Origin of the sequence: Citrobacter sp. S39 (assembly GCF_009495675.1) — a bacterium.
In the GTDB taxonomy this organism is placed as follows: Bacteria; Pseudomonadota; Gammaproteobacteria; order Enterobacterales; family Enterobacteriaceae; genus Citrobacter; species Citrobacter freundii.
On sequence record NZ_CP045555.1, the window covers coordinates 326,042 to 346,347 of the forward strand.

Consider the following 20,306-nt stretch of genomic DNA (forward strand, 5'->3'; position numbering starts at 1 on the left):
GAAATGGCAGGCGCATTATGCGATGAATAAATAAGGTGGGAAGTTCAGAAGTAAAAATCAGGAATGATGCTCGAAGAATTTATATATTCATTAATCCGGTAGCTCGCCTGGCTCTGAGAATATCGATAGCGGTCAGAAATGGTGTCTGATCTTGCCATGTAAACCCTTTGCGGTCAGTGCGTATCAGTTCATAGCGTTCCACCAGAAAGTTCACCGCATCAGCCAGTGTTATTCCTGCTTCGATATGTTCTTGGATGGCTGAATCATCATGGAATGGTGTGTCGTTGAGCGTAAGGCCGTAATGATGCTCAAGCAGATAGGTTAACAGTTGTTGCCAGACCTGCACGGGCGACAGGCGTGACGCAACCAGCACCGTGGCCGGTATAGTTGAAATATGCATGAATTGAGTCCTGAGAAAAGAAGAGGAAAGTGTTACCTGGTTACGGCTGACTGGGGATAAATAGCGATGTAAACGTAGCCATGAGAGCCGAGAGTGTCAGCTTCGCAGGTGAGCCCGTAGTGATGCAGAGTGACGCAGTGCTGACTGCGGGGATCAAGCTCTCCAGTGGTGAGCATCCGCTCTAGCTGTTTCATTATTAGTGGAAACGCCTGGTCCAGACATAATGCTTCATCATCACTGAATGAGCCATTAAACCCAGCCCGGTCAGCCAGAAAGTATAGGCGGTTGCCTTCCTGGACCAGACGAGCGCCGAAGCACTGCGTGATATCACGTTTTAATCCCCACTGAAGGCAGGATGAACTCTCTGCTGATGTGCCGGATAAGGTGGTCGATTGCATTAACATATTCCTTAATGACTGAGAGAAGTGATTAATTAATCGTCACGCTGCGAAGAATGGCATATGGGCCTGCCCGGTCCTGACGACGTTCAACAAAAACAGCGAGTACACCGCTGACATCCTGAACTTCACGTCCGTAGTAGTGGCAGACACTACCATGCCACTGGTAGTGACCTGTACAGAAGGCTGACAGCCTGGATTCAGGATGCTGACGATAAATGGTCATCGCCTGACGTTTACTGATGATTTTCATTCAACGATTTCCTTTTTAAAGCCAGCCTCGCTCCGCAAAGGAGACGATATCCATCCCACCAATAACCAGGTGATCCAGAATGCATACATCTATCAGCGCCAGTCCCTGCTGCAGCCGTGTTGTGATACAACGGTCAGCTTTACTGGGCTCTGCAAGTCCTGAAGGGTGATTGTGGGCAAGGATGACGGCGGCAGCGTTATGCTTTAGTACCGCTTTCAGCACTTCACGGGGGTGCACCTGCGTATGGTTAATGGTGCCGATAAACAAGGTTTCGTGGGCAATAAGGCGGTTCTGGTTGTCGAGAAACAGCACCATAAACACCTCGCGCTCTTCCCCGGCCAGTTGCAGACGCAGCCAGTCCCGGGTGGCGCTGGCGGAGGTGAATGCCACGCCGGGTTCGCGTAACTGGCGCTCCAGGATATTCATCGCACTGCGCAGCGTTCGCCGGGCATACGGGGACAGGACCGCTTCCTGGTGAGGAATGACAGAAGACGGAAACATATCGGGTTGTGTTACTGCAGATAAAGGTTGTGTTCTCATCTGTCATTCCTGTTAATCAATGATGCGCATAATCGCGTGGCATTCCGGATACGTGAGCGCGTAATCCCGCAGACGGTAATAATGCTCCGTCATGGCATCGCATTCCGTGCGACAGGCATGGTGGCTGTACTCAATCAGGCAGATAGCAATCCCGGCGGCTTCAGCGCTCATTTCAGCACCGTTGCCGTTCATGGGGTTAAACAGGCTCCATTTTTCATCATCGCTCTCCGTGTCCGGTGCCATAAAGGCGCCGCCGTTGCTGAGAGCGTGGAACTGCCAGATACGTCCGTGGTAGCTATCGCAAAAGCGTTCCATCCAGGCAAAGATGCGGGGCTCCAGCAATATCCATTGTGGAATGGTGCCGAAGTATTGCAGCCAGAAATTAATGCGCTGTTCATCGGGTACCGCAGTGGCGGTAATGCATGCAGGGCTGTTATCAGCAGCCAAGGTGAAAACGTCAGATGTACAGGCAGTTGGGGTATTCATGATGATTATCTCCGGATATAAAAAAGCCAGCCAGTAAGGGCTGACGGGAAAGGGACGTGTCTGAGTGAACCGGTTATGGCTTACGGATGCCGTAGCGGGCGATATAGCGGTTAAGCATCTGCCCGGCTTCTGGCTCAAAATTCCATGCCCGCCAGACCATCTCGCCTTCATGGCGAACGACTAGGCGAAAATGGGTGCGCTGGTCATCCTCAATGGCAACATTCAGATACTGCCTGGCAATGGCTTGAGCCTGGTTTCGGGTAAAAGGGCCGGAAGGAAGTGGCGTAAAAGATGTGGTATTCACAGGGGAAATGCTCTCTGTTGTCATGCGAGTGCTATTTGCCGAAAAATTCCAGCATATTCTCGGCCATCACCCATAACGCGCGATTGAGTTTCACATCCCCGTCGATACTGGTGACAGCCCGGGTGCGGTTGTTTTTACCCTGCACGGTGCGCCCGCTGAGTCCGCCTTTTATCAGCGACTCCTGGACGCGGTTATAAACGGTCCACAGGTCATCACGCCGGTCTTCATAGCGCCGCGGGGTGAGCACCTGAGATGCGGTGACCGGCTGGTGGTCTTCACCGAAGCGATACTTCAGCGCGGCATTCGCCAGCGCCTGTTGTGCCGGTTGGGGTAATACCAGCGACTGCATGGCGTCACGCTTCTCTTCCACCTGGTCAAACACTCCCAGTACCTCGTACGCCCCTTCAATGACTTTCTCCACCACATCACCGCGATGAGGTACACGGATTTCGCCAAACGACTGACCGCAGACCATACCATTGGTGCAGATGGCGCGAAAAATACCCGGCAACATCTGGTAGGAACTTGAGCCGTCGTGGGAGTTGATGAGGATGATTTCCGGAACCTGCGGAAGCGATATTTGTCCGGTACGACGCAGGCGCAGCATGTGCTTTGTGTGTTCACGCCGGTCCTGGTCGCGTACACGTGACTGACAGGCAAAGAACGGCTGAAAACCTTCGCGCTGAAGATTCTCCAGCAGGGTGATCGTGGGGATATAAGCGTATCTGTCGCTTCTCGAGTCGTGTTTCTCCTCACCAAAGACGCTGGGCACATGGTGCATCAGTTCCTCGCGGGTGAGCGGACGGTCGCGGCGTATCTGGTTAATGCGGCCAAAGCGGCTGGCGAGTCGCATGATTAACTCCTTTTTTGAATTCATCGGCATAAAAAAGAAAAGGCCATGCTCCCGAAAGAATATGGCCTATGGCATTGAGAATGGGTGTTAAACGAACATGGTTACTGCCCCATCGACTCCACTTTTGCACCGGTCGCCTTACCGTCAGCACCAACGCTGACAACCACTTTATCGTAAGTGCGGTATCCCGCATTGTAGACTTCAAACACCACGGTATTGCCTTTCACTTCATAGCTGCCGAAGTCAGCGGCTTCCGCGGTCTCGCTGTCATATTCCTTCGTGTAGGCCTGTTTCGCCGCCTTCATGACGGAGCCTTTGTTAATCTGCGGAACGCTGCTTTCTGCCATGGTCGCAAGCGCAGGAACATACTTCGGGCAGACCTTCATCATGTCACCCCGGGTGAAAGTCAGTTGTGCGCCAAACACCTGAACGGTTGACGTTTCCTGGCCCGCCATCGAAGCAATCGCTTTCAGGGCTGCAGCAGTGGCCTGTCCACCTTCAACTTCTACGGCTTTAAAGCCTGTTTGCTGATTACACAACTGGGAAGTGGGGACCAGATTACCGTTCACACTGATACGACTGCCCATCAGCTCCTGCGGACCGTTTGGGCATCCCTGCAACTGACCGAAGACGCTGAGGGTATTATTTTTCAGCATCACCAGCGCCTGGCCGTTATTGGTCATGGTCTGGCACCAGCCGTTTTTCACGGCCCAGTTACCCGCCTCAGCCGATAATGACGCGGCTGACAAAATGAGTGCTATTGCTGCCTGAATTTTCATATATCACCTTATGGATAAATCAGAAGTGGCAACGGGAAAGAGAAAGCAACGGGCAAAAGCGCAGCGGCCTGGCTTGCATCCCTGCCTTCATACACTTCCCTGTTATCCAGATTTCTGAAGTCTTCTGTGAAAGAAATACCCCTGTTTTTGATAGGTAAAAGCGATCAATTGAGGGGGAATGCATCGATATTTTAATAGATAAAAACGATCGATATTTAATTATTGATCGTTTTTACAGATCAATATACTGGTTTTTAAGCACCCGATATCTGGCCATGTGCCGACGGTTTCAGCCAAACAATCTGTCCCACAGACCCGTAGCCAGTTGCACCAGTTTTTCCCGTAATTGCCCCAGTAACACACGCCAGCCCGAGGGTAGCGAGTTCGGGTCTATCACAGAATCAAAGGCAGCCCCTGCCATTTCACCAAACCGCTGGCGTACAGCGGAGTCACTTTCAGCGCTTTGATGTTCAGGTTTCAGCTGACGATAAACGGCACTGCTGGCTTGGAGCGGTAAGGCATGCACCATCAGCTCCACCAGACCGGGCAGGTTGTAACCAGTGTGTGCGGAAACAACCATTACCGGGAAGGAAGACGGCAGCTGACCTGCAACCAGTGCGCTGACTACAGCAAGAGAAAGGCACTGTTCAGCAGAGGGCAATGCCTGCCTCACCTCTCCCTCCGGAAGCGGTGGAACACAATCGGCTTGGGTTACCACAAACAGGAAGCGGGAAGGATCGGCACCACAAGCCAGCAGCGCTCTGTGAGCCACGATATCTGTTGCACGAGCACGATCGTCGGCACGCAACGCCCAGATAATCAAATCCAGCTCAGCCAGCAAATTCTGATATAGCGCGAGGTATTCTTCGTCGTGCTCCGGTGTCTCGCCCACGCCAGGCAAATCAACGAGTGTCATACAACGATCTCCCACGGTCAGAACCAGCCGCTGAGGTTCGCGCGTACAGGCCGTTAAATCACTGGTGAGGCAGACGGGTTGCTGGAAAAGCGCATTACATAATGAACTCTTGCCCGCGCCACTTTTGCCCATAATGCCAATCACGGGCTCATAGTGAATGGCTTGTTGCAGGCGGGACAGAATACGTTCGGTAGCCTGTTGCGGTAGGAGATTCAGACAATTGCGCAGAACATCATTGGAATCCTGCAATTCGGGGATTTGAGACATAGATTACTCCTGTGAAAAGTCACACCGGAAGATGGCTAACCGGCTATTCACATGAGTAATATGGGCGTGAAATTACTTGGGATACGTGATTTCCAGATAAGTGATAAATCTTTTCTCTGAAAGAGAGATTCAGATAATTATGTTATGCCATAAAATAACTAACTTCCGAGTGAAATAAATAAGTTAATTTACCAATTTTATCTTGCTTTACTCATTTTCTTCTTTAATTGTTTTGTTACACTATTTACCTAATATTGATGTCGGATTGGTAATATAACTATATAGTTATTATCATTGTTAATACTGCTATTAGTTATTAGTATTTCTCTTGAAGGCTATTAACGTATCATCGCCACTCATAATAGTAATCTTGTTAGGTTTAATTACTGTAAACTTCATTCAGGCCTTATACGACTTATTTGCATCGTCATGTAATATACACCTCTTTGCAACTCTTAACAGGGAGAGCCCCATGTCAGCTACAGATTCAGTGAGTGTCAACATTGCCAGCTATGGGCATTCTAATCCCCGATATCTGCGTCGTATTCGGGAAACGCTGGACAAAGCCCTAAACCAACATCCAAGAACGTTGCTTCTTCGCTTCGATCTTCGTTTGCCCACCAAAGACAATCTGGTTTACAGGGATGATCCCGGTTTGATTAAACGCTTCATGGGGTCTTTACAGGCACAGATAGTGGCCGACCTGAGAAGCAAATCACGAGCGGGGAAACGGGTCCACCCCACCAACGTCCGTTATATCTGGTGCAGGGAGTTTGACAGACAACAGCTTCAACCGCATTACCATGTGGCCCTGTTGCTCAACAAAGACGCTTATGCTTATCCGGGGTGCTACAAGCCCACCAATGGTGAATATATCCACTGCCTCGCGGTGATGATAATGGAAGCCTGGGGAAGAGTACTGAATCTTCATGCCGGAGGCGATTATCGTCCGTTCTATCCACTGGTCGAGTTCCCGGAAAACGGTTATTACCATCTGGATACACATCACCCTGATTTTAACCGGCAATACGGTGAGGCGATAGCCAGGGTCGATTATCTGGCGAAAGAGTACAGCAAAAACAACGATGATGGTTTACGTAATTTTGGCTGCAGTCAGTGTTGAATTTATTATCTGGTGATAATATGACCCTCACCATTTAAATATATCCCGGTACAGGTCATTAACGTTTCCCCTGCATTATGTTATGAGCAATGGCCAGTTGTATTATCGTGATGAACTCCGGATAAGTCCATTGACATATTTCTCATTCGAAACTCAACGTTATATTGGCAACGTTGGGCAGGGATTGAGGGGAGGGAATCCATCACCAGTATGATCATCAAACCTGCCGGGATGGATAACCGAAAGAGAACAAGGGACCATCACCCAATCAAAAATGACTGCTATAGCTGCTAAAATAGCAATTTCAGCAGCACTAAAAAAATAGATACAATTATCTTTGATTGTTTACCAACCAGCGGTCAAGCATGATTCCTGTGACAGCATGGCTTCCGGATGTGTCCCTTTGCATGTCGATTTGAACGTTAGCCCCACTTAATCGACTCAGACACCTCCCGGCAAATCGGATAAATCAACCCACCTGACGTTGTCACAAGAATAATCGCGTGATTGCACTATCGAATAAGATAAAATATACCCACCCAGACTTACGGAACCATTTGGAAATATTCCGGCAATATACTGCGCACTGGAATGGTTGATATTTATAATGCAGCACAGTCCCTGATTGATAAGTTGATTCAGCACGGGGGTTAATTTATCGATATATCTGAGGCGTCCCGGGCCAAACTGGAGTAGTTCATGTTTAGGAAATGGAACACCCTTTCCCTGATTAATTTTTTTATTAATAAAGCACCAGAGTGCCCTGACATCGGATTCAAACCGGAATTCCTCTGACATTGGATAAAACAGCGAACTAGCCTGTTGCAGATGCCATTCTACTATTATCAGTGCATTCCTTATTTGTGATGCGTTGATAATCTGTGTATAGACCAAATCGGCGGTTAAATCGTTCTTTGCCGGTTTGGCAGAAACCACTTCCATTATTGCTGCAAGCCTTAATGCCTGCTCTGTTGCTTTCGACGCGAAATCACGGATATGTGCATACCGCCCGCCAGGTGCGATCGCTCGTTCGATTTCACATTGTTTTTCCTGAAGGACTTTTTTCGCGCTATCAGATAATTTTAGCAGGTCTTTAGGGATCGTATTATCATAAAAACGCGTTTCCAGTAGTTCCAGCAACTCCCACAATCTGTCATAAAAAGGCGTTAATACGGCATTCAGCCCTTCTTCATCAATACGATGATTACGCTGGCCTATTGAGCTCTTTACCCGCGTAACAAGGAAGCGGGCGAGAAATCCACTGCCTCTTGCAACCTCCCCATTTTTTTCTAAATAAGCCATAAAAACATCATTCTGTATCAACAATGAAAACATCAAACTTAGCGGGAGCTCATGGCTCTCACCATCCGCTCTGTTGAAAGAGTAGGTTCCGCCGTCCCATCCCGTGTTCAACAGCCCCAAATGATTTTTTAACCCACTTTTAAAAAAAGGTATCGCTTCATCCATGATAATGCCGGCTTCAGCATGCTGACTCAGGCCCTGAATAAGCGCTTTGAATGTGACATCCTGATAAATAAATTTGGGTTCTACCGGTCGTCCGGGTTCACTTTTATAGTGTTTATCCAGTTGGATATGAGCATCTTCCGCGCCACACTCTTTTTTTATAGCCTGCCTGAGATTTGCATTAAGTCCCTGCAGTCCTGTTTTCCAGATTCGGTGCTCATTTTTATATCTGGCAAGCTGCCTGTTGTACTCCTGTTTCATTTTTTCAAGCTGCTGGTGAACTGGTTTCATAAACAACCGGGACAAAAATGTTTTGCCTTCACCTGACTCAGCCAGCGTCAGAAGATATAAAGAGCAGGGGCCTGATGCCCCTGTATAAGGCGATTCAACGCGCGCAAGGTATTGGCAGATAATCGACAGGGTTGTCAGCAGTGCACTTGCAATCAACTCTCCTGGCATGCCTGTGAGCAGGCGTACACGCTCAACCGTGTTATTTAATCGTTCATCTAAACAATGAACAGGGAAAGCCTCCCCGTGTTCTTTTACTGCATTATTTACCTGCATATTAGGTTGGCTTTTTACACGAGAATAGTTGGTCTGATTATTCATTTATGGCTCCTGTGCAAAGGACGTAATCGGGCCAGCCATATAACACTGGCTCTATTTTGTTTGTATTTAATATTTAGTGTGTGTGTATACTTACCAGGTTATTATCTGGCAGCGACACGCTCTTCGATCCATTTGTCAAACTCACTTTTCTTCCATCGTGATGAACGCCCCAGTTTTATTGGCCGGGGAAACGTGCCGCGCCTGATAATGGAATAAAAATACTTATCACTAAGCCCGCTATGTGCTGTGATGTATTTCATGTCAATAAGCTGATCTTCTTCCGGCGAGATAACACGATTTTGGGATTGTTTATCACCTTCAGTGTTCGGGCCTTTTGCTTTATGAGCAGAGCATTTTTCCCCTTCCAGGTCAGTTAAGACGCTTTTTTCCTCAGTCTGACTTTCCTTATGCTGAGAGACAGAGTCGACAGAATGCAGATGGCGGGAAATGGAGCTGGCCAGTTCACTCATCCGTGTTTTGCTACTGTGATGTTGATGCATTTTCTTCCTCCAGGTGACTATCAGGAGCACTCTGCTCCGGATGAGAGGAAATCTACAAAACTCGACCGGTTGCGGTCTACTGGCCAGAATTCAGTTTATTTTATCGTTTTTACCGCCTGCCGCATTTCTGGTTGTTGTGACATGTAATGGACTGGAACAATCATTTAACATGCTCTCCGATGGCGTACAGGCTGAATGGTAAGCATCCATCAATTTTGAGCTCTTCCTCAGCCCGTGAAGCATCAGGTACCTTCCGGCATCGGGTCTCGATACAATGGCTGGCATGACTCAGTCCGGTTGAAGATTGAGAGATATCCAGCGATGGATTCAGAGTATTCAAATTGGGCTGTATTCCCTTCTGGTGAGCTGCTATCTGGAATCGTCGCTTAACACAGCATGTAATTTTTTCTTCGCCTGGATAGAATTGTGGTAACACCAAAGAAGACAGGGAGAATGTGACTATGTTTGACAAAAAAGGTCTCAAATCGGCTCGAAAGTACAGGGATGAACTGAGCAAGCGAGGGGAGGCATCCCCCACCGACTTTTATATTCGGGAGTTCGGCCTTCATCCCGGTTTATCCACGCTTCTTCTCAATGGTGCCTTTTTGAAGGAGGTATGGGGCGATTTTACCCTAGCAGAAAAGCGATTTATTGCTCATATGTATGAACAGTATTATGTCTGGCGTTATTTTTTGTTAAACATCAGAAAGCGAGATAATAAATCAACCTGTATTACTCCGTTGCAACAGGCGGCATTTGAAAATCAGTGGGACGCGAATGATTTTTTTTCTTACCTGCTTGAGAAGCTGACAACGTTAGAGCAAATATCTGAAGGGCTGGATCGTATTAAAAGCTTTGAAAAATACCAGCCAGCTGACGCTTTTGAAGCATCCTGCTATTTTTTTCTTATCGCTTATCACTGCCTAAAAAACGAAAGCACACGTTTGGAATACCAGAATGCTTTATCTGAGGCACTTGAGCATCAGGGCGAGTTCCGGGGCTGGGCTGCGGCAATGCTGTATAAAAATGAGCTTTATGAAAAGTTTGAAAAAAGGGATAAAGACTTAGGGATATTCAAATTAAAAGCAATGTGGTTGCTTGAAGAGTGGTACATTAACTCTGGCGGGGGAATGTTCAAATCAGATACCGAGGTTCAAAGCCGGTTAAATGAGGAATTGCTTAAGCTTAATAATGAAATCATGTCCGGGCGTGAAGATTTTTCCTCTTCAATTAAAAATTGGTATGATGCAAAGAATCCGGACTTTAAAACCCTGATAAAAAGACTGGTGCGCAAATAACGCTGAGCATACTCACCTCCAAAACATCGTCGGTAAATAATAATACTATCCGGGGAATTTTTTCAGTGATTCAGGATATGTACTTACTGGCTACGAATATGAAGCGGCTATCATGTATTAATTGCCGTATTTTTCGAGTGAACAGGTGTTTCACTTGCACACTCGCGGGATTATGAAAAAGTCATCATCTTTTTAATCTTCCGAGCAACCTGTTGCGGGCCTGATACGCCTCTGTGGCATCCTTTACCCATCTGCAGGATGGGCTGACATTTTAATCCTATGTTCTTCCATTCCATCTATACTCGACAACGTTTCCCCTGCCGGGTATTTCCCATGCCTGTCGGAAATGAAACTCACGGAGAATACGCAATATGTAAACGTGGCTAAATACGATCCTTTTCAACCCTGCTGAGAGTGTACCTGGGCACTTTCCATGAAGGCTGAAATAGCGCTGATCGGCAGGGTTGGCGAACAAGGGCGCTTGACCAACTGAATAAAGCCACCTCACTTGGTTGCCAACATGCAAACCCACACAAAAGCAGCACCTTTCGCAATCCGGCCATCCGCACCGCTTTTCCATTGCCCCCTCCCCATTTTCCGAAGAAAGAGAAATCGATGAATTATTACGGTGAACCAGAAACATCCCGTGAGGCTGACAATGCCAACGTCTCGCTTATCCGGGCTACGCTGCAGCAGGCCACGGATCATTATCCACGACTCGCAGCGCTAGGTTTTACACTTCAGCATGCCAATCCGCATTCACAACAAAATCGTGCTCAGTTGCTGCGCTTTCATGCTGAAACCTATTGTCGTATTGGGAAATATATACAAGCGCGGCTCAGTACAGGAAAACCGTCACAACCCACGCTTCTGCGCTGGCTTTGGGAGGAGAGAAATACATCTGCATGTCGGATGATACTGCTGTTCAATCTCGCTGTGTGCTATTACCCCCGATATGATGCTTCCCCAGCCGAGGGGATGCAGGCAATGACAGCGTTGCTGACTGCGGCATGGAGTGAAGTGGAGCCAGACGGGATGCTAATAGAAATGGCGGAATACCGGGCTGAGAGAACGGAGCCAGCAACTTTCGGAAAGCACTATGCATCTCTTCAGGAAGCGGCGTTGCGAATGACCTTCCCTGTCTGTTTTGCACGGAGTTGCCCAATAGCCTGATAATTATGCCTTCATCCATAGCGCGTAGTCCTAGTCGTATTAGCCTTCTCTGATTCAGCTTGAAAACCAGACAATTTCTCTGCCCCACCTTCGCAATCTGACTTCCGGTTATATTCACCTTGCTATCGCGTCCGTATGACCGAATTTTGATGTCATCACTACAACGTGATGCAGGGACTGTGGGACGATCATCTGGATAGATGATAAAGAAGTTGACGGTGAAGCTGGAGCGGGTAAGAGTAAACATCTGAGAAAACACTAACGAACCGATTTTATTGAATTACTGAATACTAAGGAAGACCAGATGTTAAATGCCATTCTGGAAGGGAAAGCGGGCAGAATAACGCTCAATGAAGGGATACCGCAAAGCTGGCGAACAGTTTTTCAGTCCTATGAAGATTTACTGACAGCAGCAATTTGGAGCCGCATTAACTATTTATCACCTAGCGCAATGGATCATTTCTTTTCAGCATTACTGGGGATAAATAGGGGCAGTTGGGGAGAATTTGAATCCATCACTTTCTGGCCAAAATATGCTTTTCCCAAGAAAGTAGAAGATGAGATGAAGCTTAACCTTTCTGGCCAAGAAAGATTCGCCGAGCCCGATCTCGTGATCACTTTTGAACATACAGCGTTGATCGTTGAAGTCAAACCACCGGCTGGTGGGATGCAATATCAGCAGCAATGGCGAAAAGAGCTTTATACCTATTTACATGATGATGACGCCAAAACTGCTGTCCATTTTCTGGCTCTGGGTAATTTACCCACAGCAGCACAAGACTGGTTTAGCGAATTAAAAACAGAGTTTCCTCAAGTGGATTTTCATGGCATGGAATGGCGTAGACTAAGAGAGATCTTTCAGCACTCGGAATGGGAAGCTCCGCAAGATAAGCGCATCGTTGCGGATTGCCTGAAAGCGCTCACGCTCTACGGCATCCGGGCCCCCTTGCTTCCCTGGCAGCGATTTCATCAATATCTGGCAGAAACACCGCTGCCCTCTGAATACTCATTTTTGAAGGAACAATAAATGACTCACGACCCATTTGCTCAAGTCCGCCAGGCCCATCGCATTTGCGGAGCGTATTACCAACAAATACTGCCGATGATCAATGAAGTTGCGCAGAAAATGGGAACATCATTTTTGCTATGGGATACATGGAGTTTCAGTAAACCTCCTCGTCGCGGAGCTAATCCGCTGGAGAGTTGGACATGGGACTACTTGCCGATGATGGATGTTTCGTTTGTATTTAGTAAACAGGAACAACCCAATTCACCGATGGCGATAAGCGACTATGTGCTGGATTTTAAACTGGTCACAGACAGTGAATTGGAGTATGAGCAGCGCGTGTTGATGTACCCTAAAGACGAAGAACCATTGGCAACTAAGCTAAAAACATCAGTTGAAGAAGCCAAAAGCTATCTGAATATTTATCTCTTTTCTGCTGTGAACGATGATGCAACATACTCATCGCCAGAGGAAATGTGGACCAGCTATGATGGCTACCCTGATGCGAATTCAAAGATACAGTTTTCTGATAATAACCAAATCCAAGGTATCGGGTTTTCAGTGCCGCTTCTGGACATTGCTCATGATGATGCCACTGATAAGTTGGTGAGAAAAATTTCGGAGCACAGAGAATGCCTCCTGGTACCTAGACTGGCCTCAAAAGAGTAGATTTTTGTTTGCCCTCATGGCGGCCAGCCCCTATCCAGTCCTTAAAACCAATGGAAACAGTAGTACGTATGACCATCAGTGTGCTCTGTTTCTATTGAGACAAGCAGTTACTAACTCGCTAGAATATGCCCATCAATTCACGTTAAAACTTCAGATAAATGATTGGTCAAAACATCCATACTACAATCGTATCCTCGACTTACGATCTGCTTAAGGAAACCGACTCAGCCCTTTTGAGATTGTGTGACCAGGCTAGCTCGCTGGTGCTAATCGTAAACTCAACTGAACAAGGCATATTGCCTTTTCATCTGCCAGAAGAGATAACGTTGCTCGAGCTATCTGAAGAGCTATGTGAACACTTGCTTCCGCTATCACGTGGTGATCGATCCCGTAAGGCACCAGATATCCTCGCTAAAGTGCTAAATTGCATAGCGTCTGAAGTGGTATGGATTGACAGGATTCAAGTTCTATTTGAGCCATCTCTAGAACTAGATCCTTTACGCCAGCTACAAGAGCTAGCGCGTATCAAGCCTATCATCGCTGTTTGGCCAGGGCAGCTTACAGAACAATTTTTAACCTTTTCAGTTCCGGGAAGGGCCGATTATCAATCTTACACAGCGAATGAGCTGGCAAATCTGCCGATCATTCATTTTGTTGAGCAGAGGGAATATAAATGAAAAAGTACGGAGAGCTCATTCAATTTGAGCCCGTCACAACTATCATCAAACTTAAGGAGTCTGCTGAACAGCACAAAGCTCAGCAGTTGGTGGCGTCTTATGTTATCTCGGACAAGATGGCACTAAAACTGGCGGACATCATCATTCCCCAGTTGCAGTTTGAAGAATCAGTTGATAACAAATCTCTCTGGGTCGTCGGTAACTACGGCTCAGGTAAATCACACCTGATGTCAGTGATCTCGGCAGTTGCTGAGTTTCCAGAACTTGCAAAATATATTACTAACGACAAGGTTCGCCACGCTGCAGGCAAAATTGCCGGAAAATTTAAAGTCATTCGCTTTGAGGTCGGGGCTAGCAAAAAAGCCTTTGCTGATATCGTCACAGACAACCTGACCTCCAGCTTGGCGGAAATGGGGATTGATTATCAATTCCCCTCTATGGATGAAATCTCATCCAATCACAAACCCTACTTTGAAGAGATGATGGCGCTATTTCATCAACGCTATCCAGATCAAGGTTTGCTTTTGATTTGTGATGAAATCCTCGACTACCTGCGCTCACGGAACCAGCAACAACTACCATTGGATATGGCGATGATGCGCGTCATGGGAGAAGTAATTGATGGCACACGCTTCCGGTTTATTTGTGGCGTTCAGGAAGCCATTTTCGACAGCACTCAATTAGCTTTTGCTACGCAGGAAGTCAAACGCATTCGTGACCGTGCAGAGCAGGTATTGATCACACGTGACGATATCAAATATGTGGTCGCTGAACGTTTGCTCAAAAAAGATGCCCAGCAATTGCACTGGATCCGTGAGTATCTGCAACAATTCACGTCTTGTTTTGATCGCATGAATGAACGACTCGACGAATTTGTTCGGATGTTCCCTGTTCATCCTGACTACATCAATACTTTCGAGCGAGTTCATGGTGCAGGCATCGAACAACGACAGGTATTGCGTAGCCTCTCGCGGCAGATGCAAGCTTTAATGGAGCAACAAGTTCCCCTTGATAAGCCAGGTGTATTTTCTTATGACACCTACTGGGATGAACTCAGAAGCGATCCCAGCGCCAAGACCAATCCAGATGTAGGTCAGGTCATTGATGTCGGTGAAACCCTGTTTACTCGTATTGACCAAGCCTATCCAACCGCAACTGAAATAGACTTTGCCAAACGCCTGGTAGCCGGTTTGGCAATTCATCGTTTGACTGTTGGAGATGTTTATAACGAGATGGGAGCAACTGCCGCCGAACTGCGTGATTCACTCTGTCTCTATCTGCCTGGTATCGAGCAACTGCCTGGAGAAAAGAGTAAAAATCTGGAAACTCAGATTGTTGCTGTATTGACTAAGATTCGAAAAACCGTCAATGGCCAGTTCTTTTCAAAGAACAAGGCAAACGATCAGTTCTTTTTGGATTTGAAAAAGACTGAAGATTTTGATGCTTACATCGAAAACAAGATTCCCTTGCTTACGGATGATAGTCGTAACGGTGCCTATCGTGAAGCTATGCTGCAGATCCTGGAAGAAACTGATATGCAGCAACCCAATATTCAGATGTGGCGGCACGAACTAAAATGGTTGGATCGCAATGTTAATCGTCCAGGATGGATGTTCTTAGGCTCACCTAATGAGCGAGAAACAGCCAAGCCGCCGCTCGATTATTACATGTACTTTATACAGCCATACAACCCGCCAAAACAAAAAAAAGAGCACATCCGCAGCGATGAAGTGCTATTTATACTGCAAAATGCTGATGGTGAATTTGATCGCAGCCTGAACTACTATGCAGCCGCTATCGATTTGCATGCTTCTGCTACAGGTAACGCCAAGAATGTCTACAAACTTAAGGCGGATGGTTATCTGAGAGAGATGCAGACTTGGCTAAAAAGCCAGTTCAAAGATGCTTACATTGCCCAATACAATGGGCAAAGCAAGCCGATGATGGACTGGCTTAAAGGTACCTCTGTCCGCAACATTTCTGGGCTGGGCGATAGCCAAATTGGCAGCCTCAAGGATATTTTTGAATCCGTTGCCAGTCATATCTTGGCTAATCACTTTGTTTCATTAGCACCCGAGTATCCTACTTTTAGTCAGTGGATCACCTATGAAAACATAGAAAGCGCAGCCAAAGATGCGTTAAGTGTTGTCTCCGGTGGTGCTGCGACCAAGCGAGCTAATGCCGTCCTTGACGCACTTGAATTACTGGATGGCGATAAAATTTCCCCGCTACAATCACGCTATGCCCAAGCCGTTTTAGCTGTTTTGCAAAGCAAGCCACAAGGCCAAGTGGTCAATCAGGCAGAACTGCTGGAGGCCATCAATTCCCGACTCTATTTTAAACCAGAAAGCTTCCGACTAGAACCGGAATGGCTGCTAGTTCTGATCGCATGTTTGGTTTATAGCGGCGAGCTTGAATTAGTAGTCGTCGGCCACACCCTTACAGCCAGCGATGCCGTAAAATTCAAATCCATTGCATTTGATGTTCTGAAAGACTTCAAACATATCCAAGCGCCCAAAGATTTTAATGTCACCGCATTAAAATCCCTGCTCACCCTATTGGACATGAATGACGGTTTAGCCACCTCGATCCAGCAAGGAGATGAGAGCATAGTGCGCGAAATGTTAAAGCGCACAGACTTGCTGATTAACGAACTCGTCAAGGGACAACAGAGTGTCAAGGAACGCTTGCCGTTATGGGGACAATCGGTACTGGAAGAAAGTGAAGAGCAAACGCTGTCATCACAATTGACCGAGCTGAAAAACTTTCTGGAAACAATCCAGCGCTATGACAAACCAGGTAAGCTGAAAAACCTCAAGGTGACGGCTTCAGAAATTGCCTGTTTCCAGCAAATGCTTCACGCATGGCGAAATTATTTGCAACTCAAGGCGGCAGTTAACGATCTGACCCCATTATGCACTTACCTCAAAGAGGCTCAGTTGGTACTGCCAGAGCAGCACATATGGCAAGAACAAGTGAAATTGGCTCGAGATGGGCTAAGACAAGGTTTTGCGGATCCATCATTACGATGTGATGAGAACTTCAAAGCAACGCAGATCGCTATTCTGTCTGGGCTAAAAACGGATTATGCGAAGTACTATATTGAACTCTATATTCGGGCGCGTCTTGACAGTAGAGAAGAGAAAACTAAATCCAAACTGCTAAGCGACGAACGTCTTGCAGAACTGGATATATTGAGTGGCATCACCTTACTCCCTGCCCAACAGCTGGCTGATTGGCGTAAAGATGCGGCACAATTACAACCGGCTAAGCCCATAGATCCCAAACAGCTGGCAATGAATGCCAATCCGGTAGAATTCAATGCTCGTCAAGAGAGCAGCAAGGCTCCGGCCAGTGAACAATTAAATAACCTAGAACAACGGCTAGACAGTTTACAAAGCGATTGGCTTAGTAACCTGAATAGTCTACTCGATGATCCGTTTATTAACCTCGGCCTGCTCAAACCCAATCAGGCACAGTTAATTCATGACTTTATCCAACAAGGCCAGTTGCCCGAATTATTGGACTCCACCTTTGTGCAAGCGGTAAATCTAGTGCTCGCAGGGTTGGAAGAGCTACGAATTAACTCAGACGAACTTATTAGTGCCCTCGGCCAAGGTCTCCCTCAGAGTCGTGACGAAATAGTTGAGCGCTTTAATCGGCTACTCGACAAGCTTTGTCAGGGTAAAGATATCAATAAAGTTCGTATCATTATCGATTAATTTACACGGGCGGGTACGATTTATGTCGTACCCCCAATAGGAAGCACCATGCAACAAGACAGCTTATTTTCGAACAATAACTCACAGCAGACACAAACATCATGTCCAGTAACTTGTTTAGGAAAAACTTTCGCGAATGATCAGGCTCGCCGAGAATATTTTTTAGCATTATTAGCTGAAAAACTCAAAGACCCTGAGTTCCACAAAATAGATGGTTTTCCACTAGGTAGTGATAATCGGATAATGGAGCTATCAGATCCTCCTTATTATACTGCCTGTCCAAATCCATTTTTGGAGGAATTAATTTCTCACTGTGGCTCAGGATCTGACGTTGATGCTCCTTATGATATAAAACCTCTGTCATTAGATGTGAAAGATGTAAAGAGCCATGCTATTTACAATGCGCATACTTATCATACAAAAGTTCCACATCGTGCGATCATGAAATATTTGTTGCACTATACCAAGCCGGGAGATGTAGTTCTCGACGCTTTTTGTGGTACGGGTATGACTGGTGTAGCCGCTGCTGCTTGCGGTGACGCAAATGAAATACAATCGTTAAATCTTAAGATTAATAATAATAAAGCTATCGATTCTAATGGGAATGAATACATTTTAGGATCACGAAATGCAATTTTATTTGACCTATCTCCAATTGCAACTTTTATATCTTACAACTTGAATAACATGCCAGCCGCATCAGAACTAAGTGATGCAGCAAATATACTTTTAAATAAAGTAGCTAATATCGAGAAAGAACTATACTCCTCATTTGATGACAGTGGGATTTTCAGAGGGTTAATAAATTATTCTGTTTGGAGTGATGTATACATTTGTGGTGATTGTAGCTTTGAATACAGTTATTGGTCACAAGCGGTAGAGTTAGGTTCTGGAGAGGCAAAGAAAATTTTCCCTTGCCCCAACTGCGGCGCGCAACAGAACACACGAAATTTGACTAGATCATTTGAAAGCAGCTTTGACTACATTCTTAAGAAAACCATAAAAATGCCAAAGCAAACGCCAGTATTAATAAACTATTATGATAATAATGGGAAAAAGAAAAAAACAACACCAACAGTAAATGATATTCATTTAGCTAGCTCATCACTATCATTTGATGATGTCATAAAATTTATTAATACAGTAGAGCTACCTAAAGGAGACAGATATAAAAGAGATGCATTTGAGGGAAGGAATGTTACTCATGTTCATCATTTTTATACATGGCGGAATCTTAAGGCAATATACTCGCTTATTTTCAATATAGAAAACTCTCATTTTAATGATAGAATAAAAAAAGCTCTTCTTTTTGTCGTCACATCTTTTGCTGATAGAAATGGTACGAAAAGAAATAGATTTGTAATTAATGACCACAACCCAAATGGGCGTGTAAATGGGCCTATGGCAAATACATTTTATCTCCCGAATCTTTTTTGCGAAATGAATATATTTGAGCTCTTCAGAGAGAAGCTCAAAGACATACTATCGGCATGTGATGTGATCGTAAAAGATAAGGTTAGTTATATTGGAACCTCAAGTGCAAGAAAGATCACCGTCCCTGATAACAGCGTAGACTATATTTTCACTGATCCTCCTTTTGGAAGTAATATACAGTATTCAGAGTTAAATCAACCTCTAGAATCAATTGTTGGATTATTCTCTAAATCCGTCGACGACATAGTCGTAAATGAGGTTTTGAATAAAGATGTTCATTTTTATAAGAATGGTATACGCCATGCTTTCACAGAATATTATCGGGTATTAAAACCTGGTCGATGGATTACTGTCGAGTTTTCAAATACTAAAGCGGGTATATGGAACAGCCTTCAAACTGCACTAACTGAAGCAGGCTTTGTTATTGCAACCGTAACGGCCCTTGACAAATCAAGGGGAGGTATGCATTCCATGATTGGTGTTACAGCTGTGAAACAAGATCTTGTCATTACAGCATATAAACCAAGCGGCGATTTTGAGAATACCATCATTTCCGACTCTGGCGACACTAACTCTGTATGGAAATTCATTTCAATGCATCTTAATCATATTCCTGTAACAAGAGTCAATGGAAATAGTCTTGAGTTTATCACAGAGAGAGATCCAAGAATTCTTTTTGATAGAATGGTTGCGTTGTTTGTTCAAAAAAATATGTCGATACCTATGTCGTCACAAGAGTTTCATTTATATTTGAATTCAAAATTCATTGAACGAGATGGTATGTATTTTCTACCCGAGCAAGCAGCTGAATATGATAGAAAAAAATCATCTATTGGGAAATTAACTCAAGCTTCCTTATTTGTTAAAGATGAAGCATCAGCCATTGATTGGTTACGGCAACAGTTAAAAGATAAACCGCTTATTTTTTCAGATATAAACCCACAATTTATGCAACAGCTAAGTAGCTGGAGTAAAAATGAGGTCGTATTAGATCTTCGTGAATTGTTAAACCAAAACTTCTTATGCTATGACGGCCATGATAAGGTTCCAGATCAGATCCATAGTTATCTGTCCAGCAACTGGAAAGAGCTGCGCAATCTAGAGAAAGATGATCCCAATTTAATCGCCAAGGCTAAGGATCGTTGGTATGTACCTGACCCTAATAAAGCTGGAGACTTGGAAAAATTACGTGAAAAATCTTTGCTTAAAGAATTTGAAGATTACAAAGATACCAAGAAGAAGCTGAAAGTTTTCCGCATCGAGGCAGTACGTATCGGTTTTAAGAAGCTATGGGAACTACAGGAGTTTGCAACCTTGATCGCTGTCGCTGATAAATTGCCAAATAACATTTTAGAAGAGGATCCAATATTGCTGATGTATTATGACCAAGCGATTACATTGAGCCAACCCGATACTAATGACGAGTGGTGATTCT

19 protein-coding genes are annotated in these 20,306 nt (G+C 45.6%); 8 read left to right on the forward strand and 11 right to left on the reverse strand.

The window, feature by feature from the left end:
- Positions 1–79: 79 nt before the first annotated feature.
- From GFB57_RS01475 to GFB57_RS01515, 9 genes are all read right to left on the reverse strand, one after another.
- On the reverse strand, positions 80–400 hold the full coding sequence (locus tag GFB57_RS01475; RefSeq protein WP_137376000.1) for a TA system toxin CbtA family protein: 321 nt from the start codon (positions 398–400) through the stop codon (positions 80–82).
- Positions 401–432: 32 nt separating this feature from the next.
- Positions 433–798 (reverse strand): type IV toxin-antitoxin system YeeU family antitoxin, encoded by a 366-nt coding sequence (locus GFB57_RS01480; protein ID WP_165459077.1) that lies wholly within the window; start codon positions 796–798, stop codon positions 433–435.
- A 31-nt stretch (positions 799–829) separates the two neighbouring features.
- The gene (locus GFB57_RS01485; RefSeq protein WP_165459076.1) at positions 830–1,051 is read right to left on the reverse strand and encodes a DUF987 domain-containing protein; all 222 of its coding nucleotides are present in this window, start codon (positions 1,049–1,051) and stop codon (positions 830–832) included.
- A 15-nt stretch (positions 1,052–1,066) separates the two neighbouring features.
- Positions 1,067–1,552 (reverse strand): DNA repair protein RadC, encoded by a 486-nt coding sequence (gene radC, locus GFB57_RS01490; RefSeq protein ID WP_165459080.1) that lies wholly within the window; start codon positions 1,550–1,552, stop codon positions 1,067–1,069.
- A 51-nt stretch (positions 1,553–1,603) separates the two neighbouring features.
- Entirely contained in the window at positions 1,604–2,077 is a 474-nt protein-coding gene (locus GFB57_RS01495; RefSeq protein ID WP_165459075.1) for an antirestriction protein, read from the reverse strand.
- Between the two features lie 73 nt (positions 2,078–2,150).
- A complete protein-coding gene (locus tag GFB57_RS01500) occupies positions 2,151–2,405 on the reverse strand; it encodes a DUF905 domain-containing protein (protein WP_050482906.1) in 255 nt (84 codons plus the stop codon).
- Positions 2,406–2,412: 7 nt separating this feature from the next.
- Positions 2,413–3,234, reverse strand: a complete 822-nt coding sequence (locus GFB57_RS01505) for a DUF932 domain-containing protein (protein ID WP_165459074.1) — start codon at positions 3,232–3,234, stop codon at positions 2,413–2,415.
- A gap of 101 nt (positions 3,235–3,335) precedes the next feature.
- Complete coding sequence (locus tag GFB57_RS01510; RefSeq protein ID WP_137376005.1) at positions 3,336–4,013, reverse strand: hypothetical protein; 678 nt, start codon at positions 4,011–4,013, stop codon at positions 3,336–3,338.
- Positions 4,014–4,302: 289 nt separating this feature from the next.
- Positions 4,303–5,196 (reverse strand): GTPase, encoded by an 894-nt coding sequence (locus tag GFB57_RS01515; RefSeq protein ID WP_165459073.1) that lies wholly within the window; start codon positions 5,194–5,196, stop codon positions 4,303–4,305.
- Positions 5,197–5,668: 472 nt separating this feature from the next.
- Here GFB57_RS01515 and GFB57_RS01520 point away from each other — a divergent pair, with 472 nt between their 5' ends.
- Positions 5,669–6,319 (forward strand): inovirus Gp2 family protein, encoded by a 651-nt coding sequence (locus tag GFB57_RS01520; RefSeq protein ID WP_233449016.1) that lies wholly within the window; start codon positions 5,669–5,671, stop codon positions 6,317–6,319.
- 441 nt (positions 6,320–6,760) lie between these two features.
- On the opposite strand, the gene GFB57_RS01525 is transcribed toward GFB57_RS01520, so the two are convergent.
- Complete coding sequence (locus tag GFB57_RS01525) at positions 6,761–8,392, reverse strand: YfjI family protein (protein ID WP_165459072.1); 1,632 nt, start codon at positions 8,390–8,392, stop codon at positions 6,761–6,763.
- A 101-nt stretch (positions 8,393–8,493) separates the two neighbouring features.
- Positions 8,494–8,892 (reverse strand): AlpA family phage regulatory protein, encoded by a 399-nt coding sequence (locus GFB57_RS25840; protein WP_049016523.1) that lies wholly within the window; start codon positions 8,890–8,892, stop codon positions 8,494–8,496.
- A gap of 461 nt (positions 8,893–9,353) precedes the next feature.
- Between GFB57_RS25840 and GFB57_RS01535 the strand changes: the two genes are divergently transcribed.
- The 7 genes from GFB57_RS01535 (at position 9,354) to GFB57_RS01565 (ending at position 20,302) form a co-directional block, all read left to right on the forward strand.
- Positions 9,354–10,190, forward strand: coding sequence for a hypothetical protein (locus tag GFB57_RS01535; protein ID WP_028016397.1), 837 nt, complete (start codon positions 9,354–9,356; stop codon positions 10,188–10,190).
- A 615-nt stretch (positions 10,191–10,805) separates the two neighbouring features.
- Positions 10,806–11,363 carry an inovirus-type Gp2 protein gene (locus tag GFB57_RS01540; RefSeq protein WP_165459071.1) on the forward strand — a complete coding sequence of 186 codons (558 nt, stop codon included), beginning with the start codon at positions 10,806–10,808 and terminating at the stop codon, positions 11,361–11,363.
- Positions 11,364–11,667: 304 nt separating this feature from the next.
- On the forward strand, positions 11,668–12,390 hold the full coding sequence (locus GFB57_RS01545; protein WP_028016401.1) for a hypothetical protein: 723 nt from the start codon (positions 11,668–11,670) through the stop codon (positions 12,388–12,390).
- Complete coding sequence (locus tag GFB57_RS01550; RefSeq protein WP_028016402.1) at positions 12,391–13,038, forward strand: hypothetical protein; 648 nt, start codon at positions 12,391–12,393, stop codon at positions 13,036–13,038.
- A gap of 158 nt (positions 13,039–13,196) precedes the next feature.
- The gene (gene brxF / locus GFB57_RS01555) at positions 13,197–13,715 is read left to right on the forward strand and encodes a BREX-3 system P-loop-containing protein BrxF (RefSeq protein WP_265094940.1); all 519 of its coding nucleotides are present in this window, start codon (positions 13,197–13,199) and stop codon (positions 13,713–13,715) included.
- Positions 13,712–17,437 (forward strand): DUF6079 family protein, encoded by a 3,726-nt coding sequence (locus GFB57_RS01560; RefSeq protein WP_047715704.1) that lies wholly within the window; start codon positions 13,712–13,714, stop codon positions 17,435–17,437. Before brxF ends, GFB57_RS01560 begins: the two co-directional genes overlap by 4 nt.
- 48 nt (positions 17,438–17,485) lie before the next feature.
- Positions 17,486–20,302, forward strand: coding sequence for a DNA methyltransferase (locus GFB57_RS01565; RefSeq protein WP_165458946.1), 2,817 nt, complete (start codon positions 17,486–17,488; stop codon positions 20,300–20,302).
- Positions 20,303–20,306 lie beyond the last annotated feature (4 nt).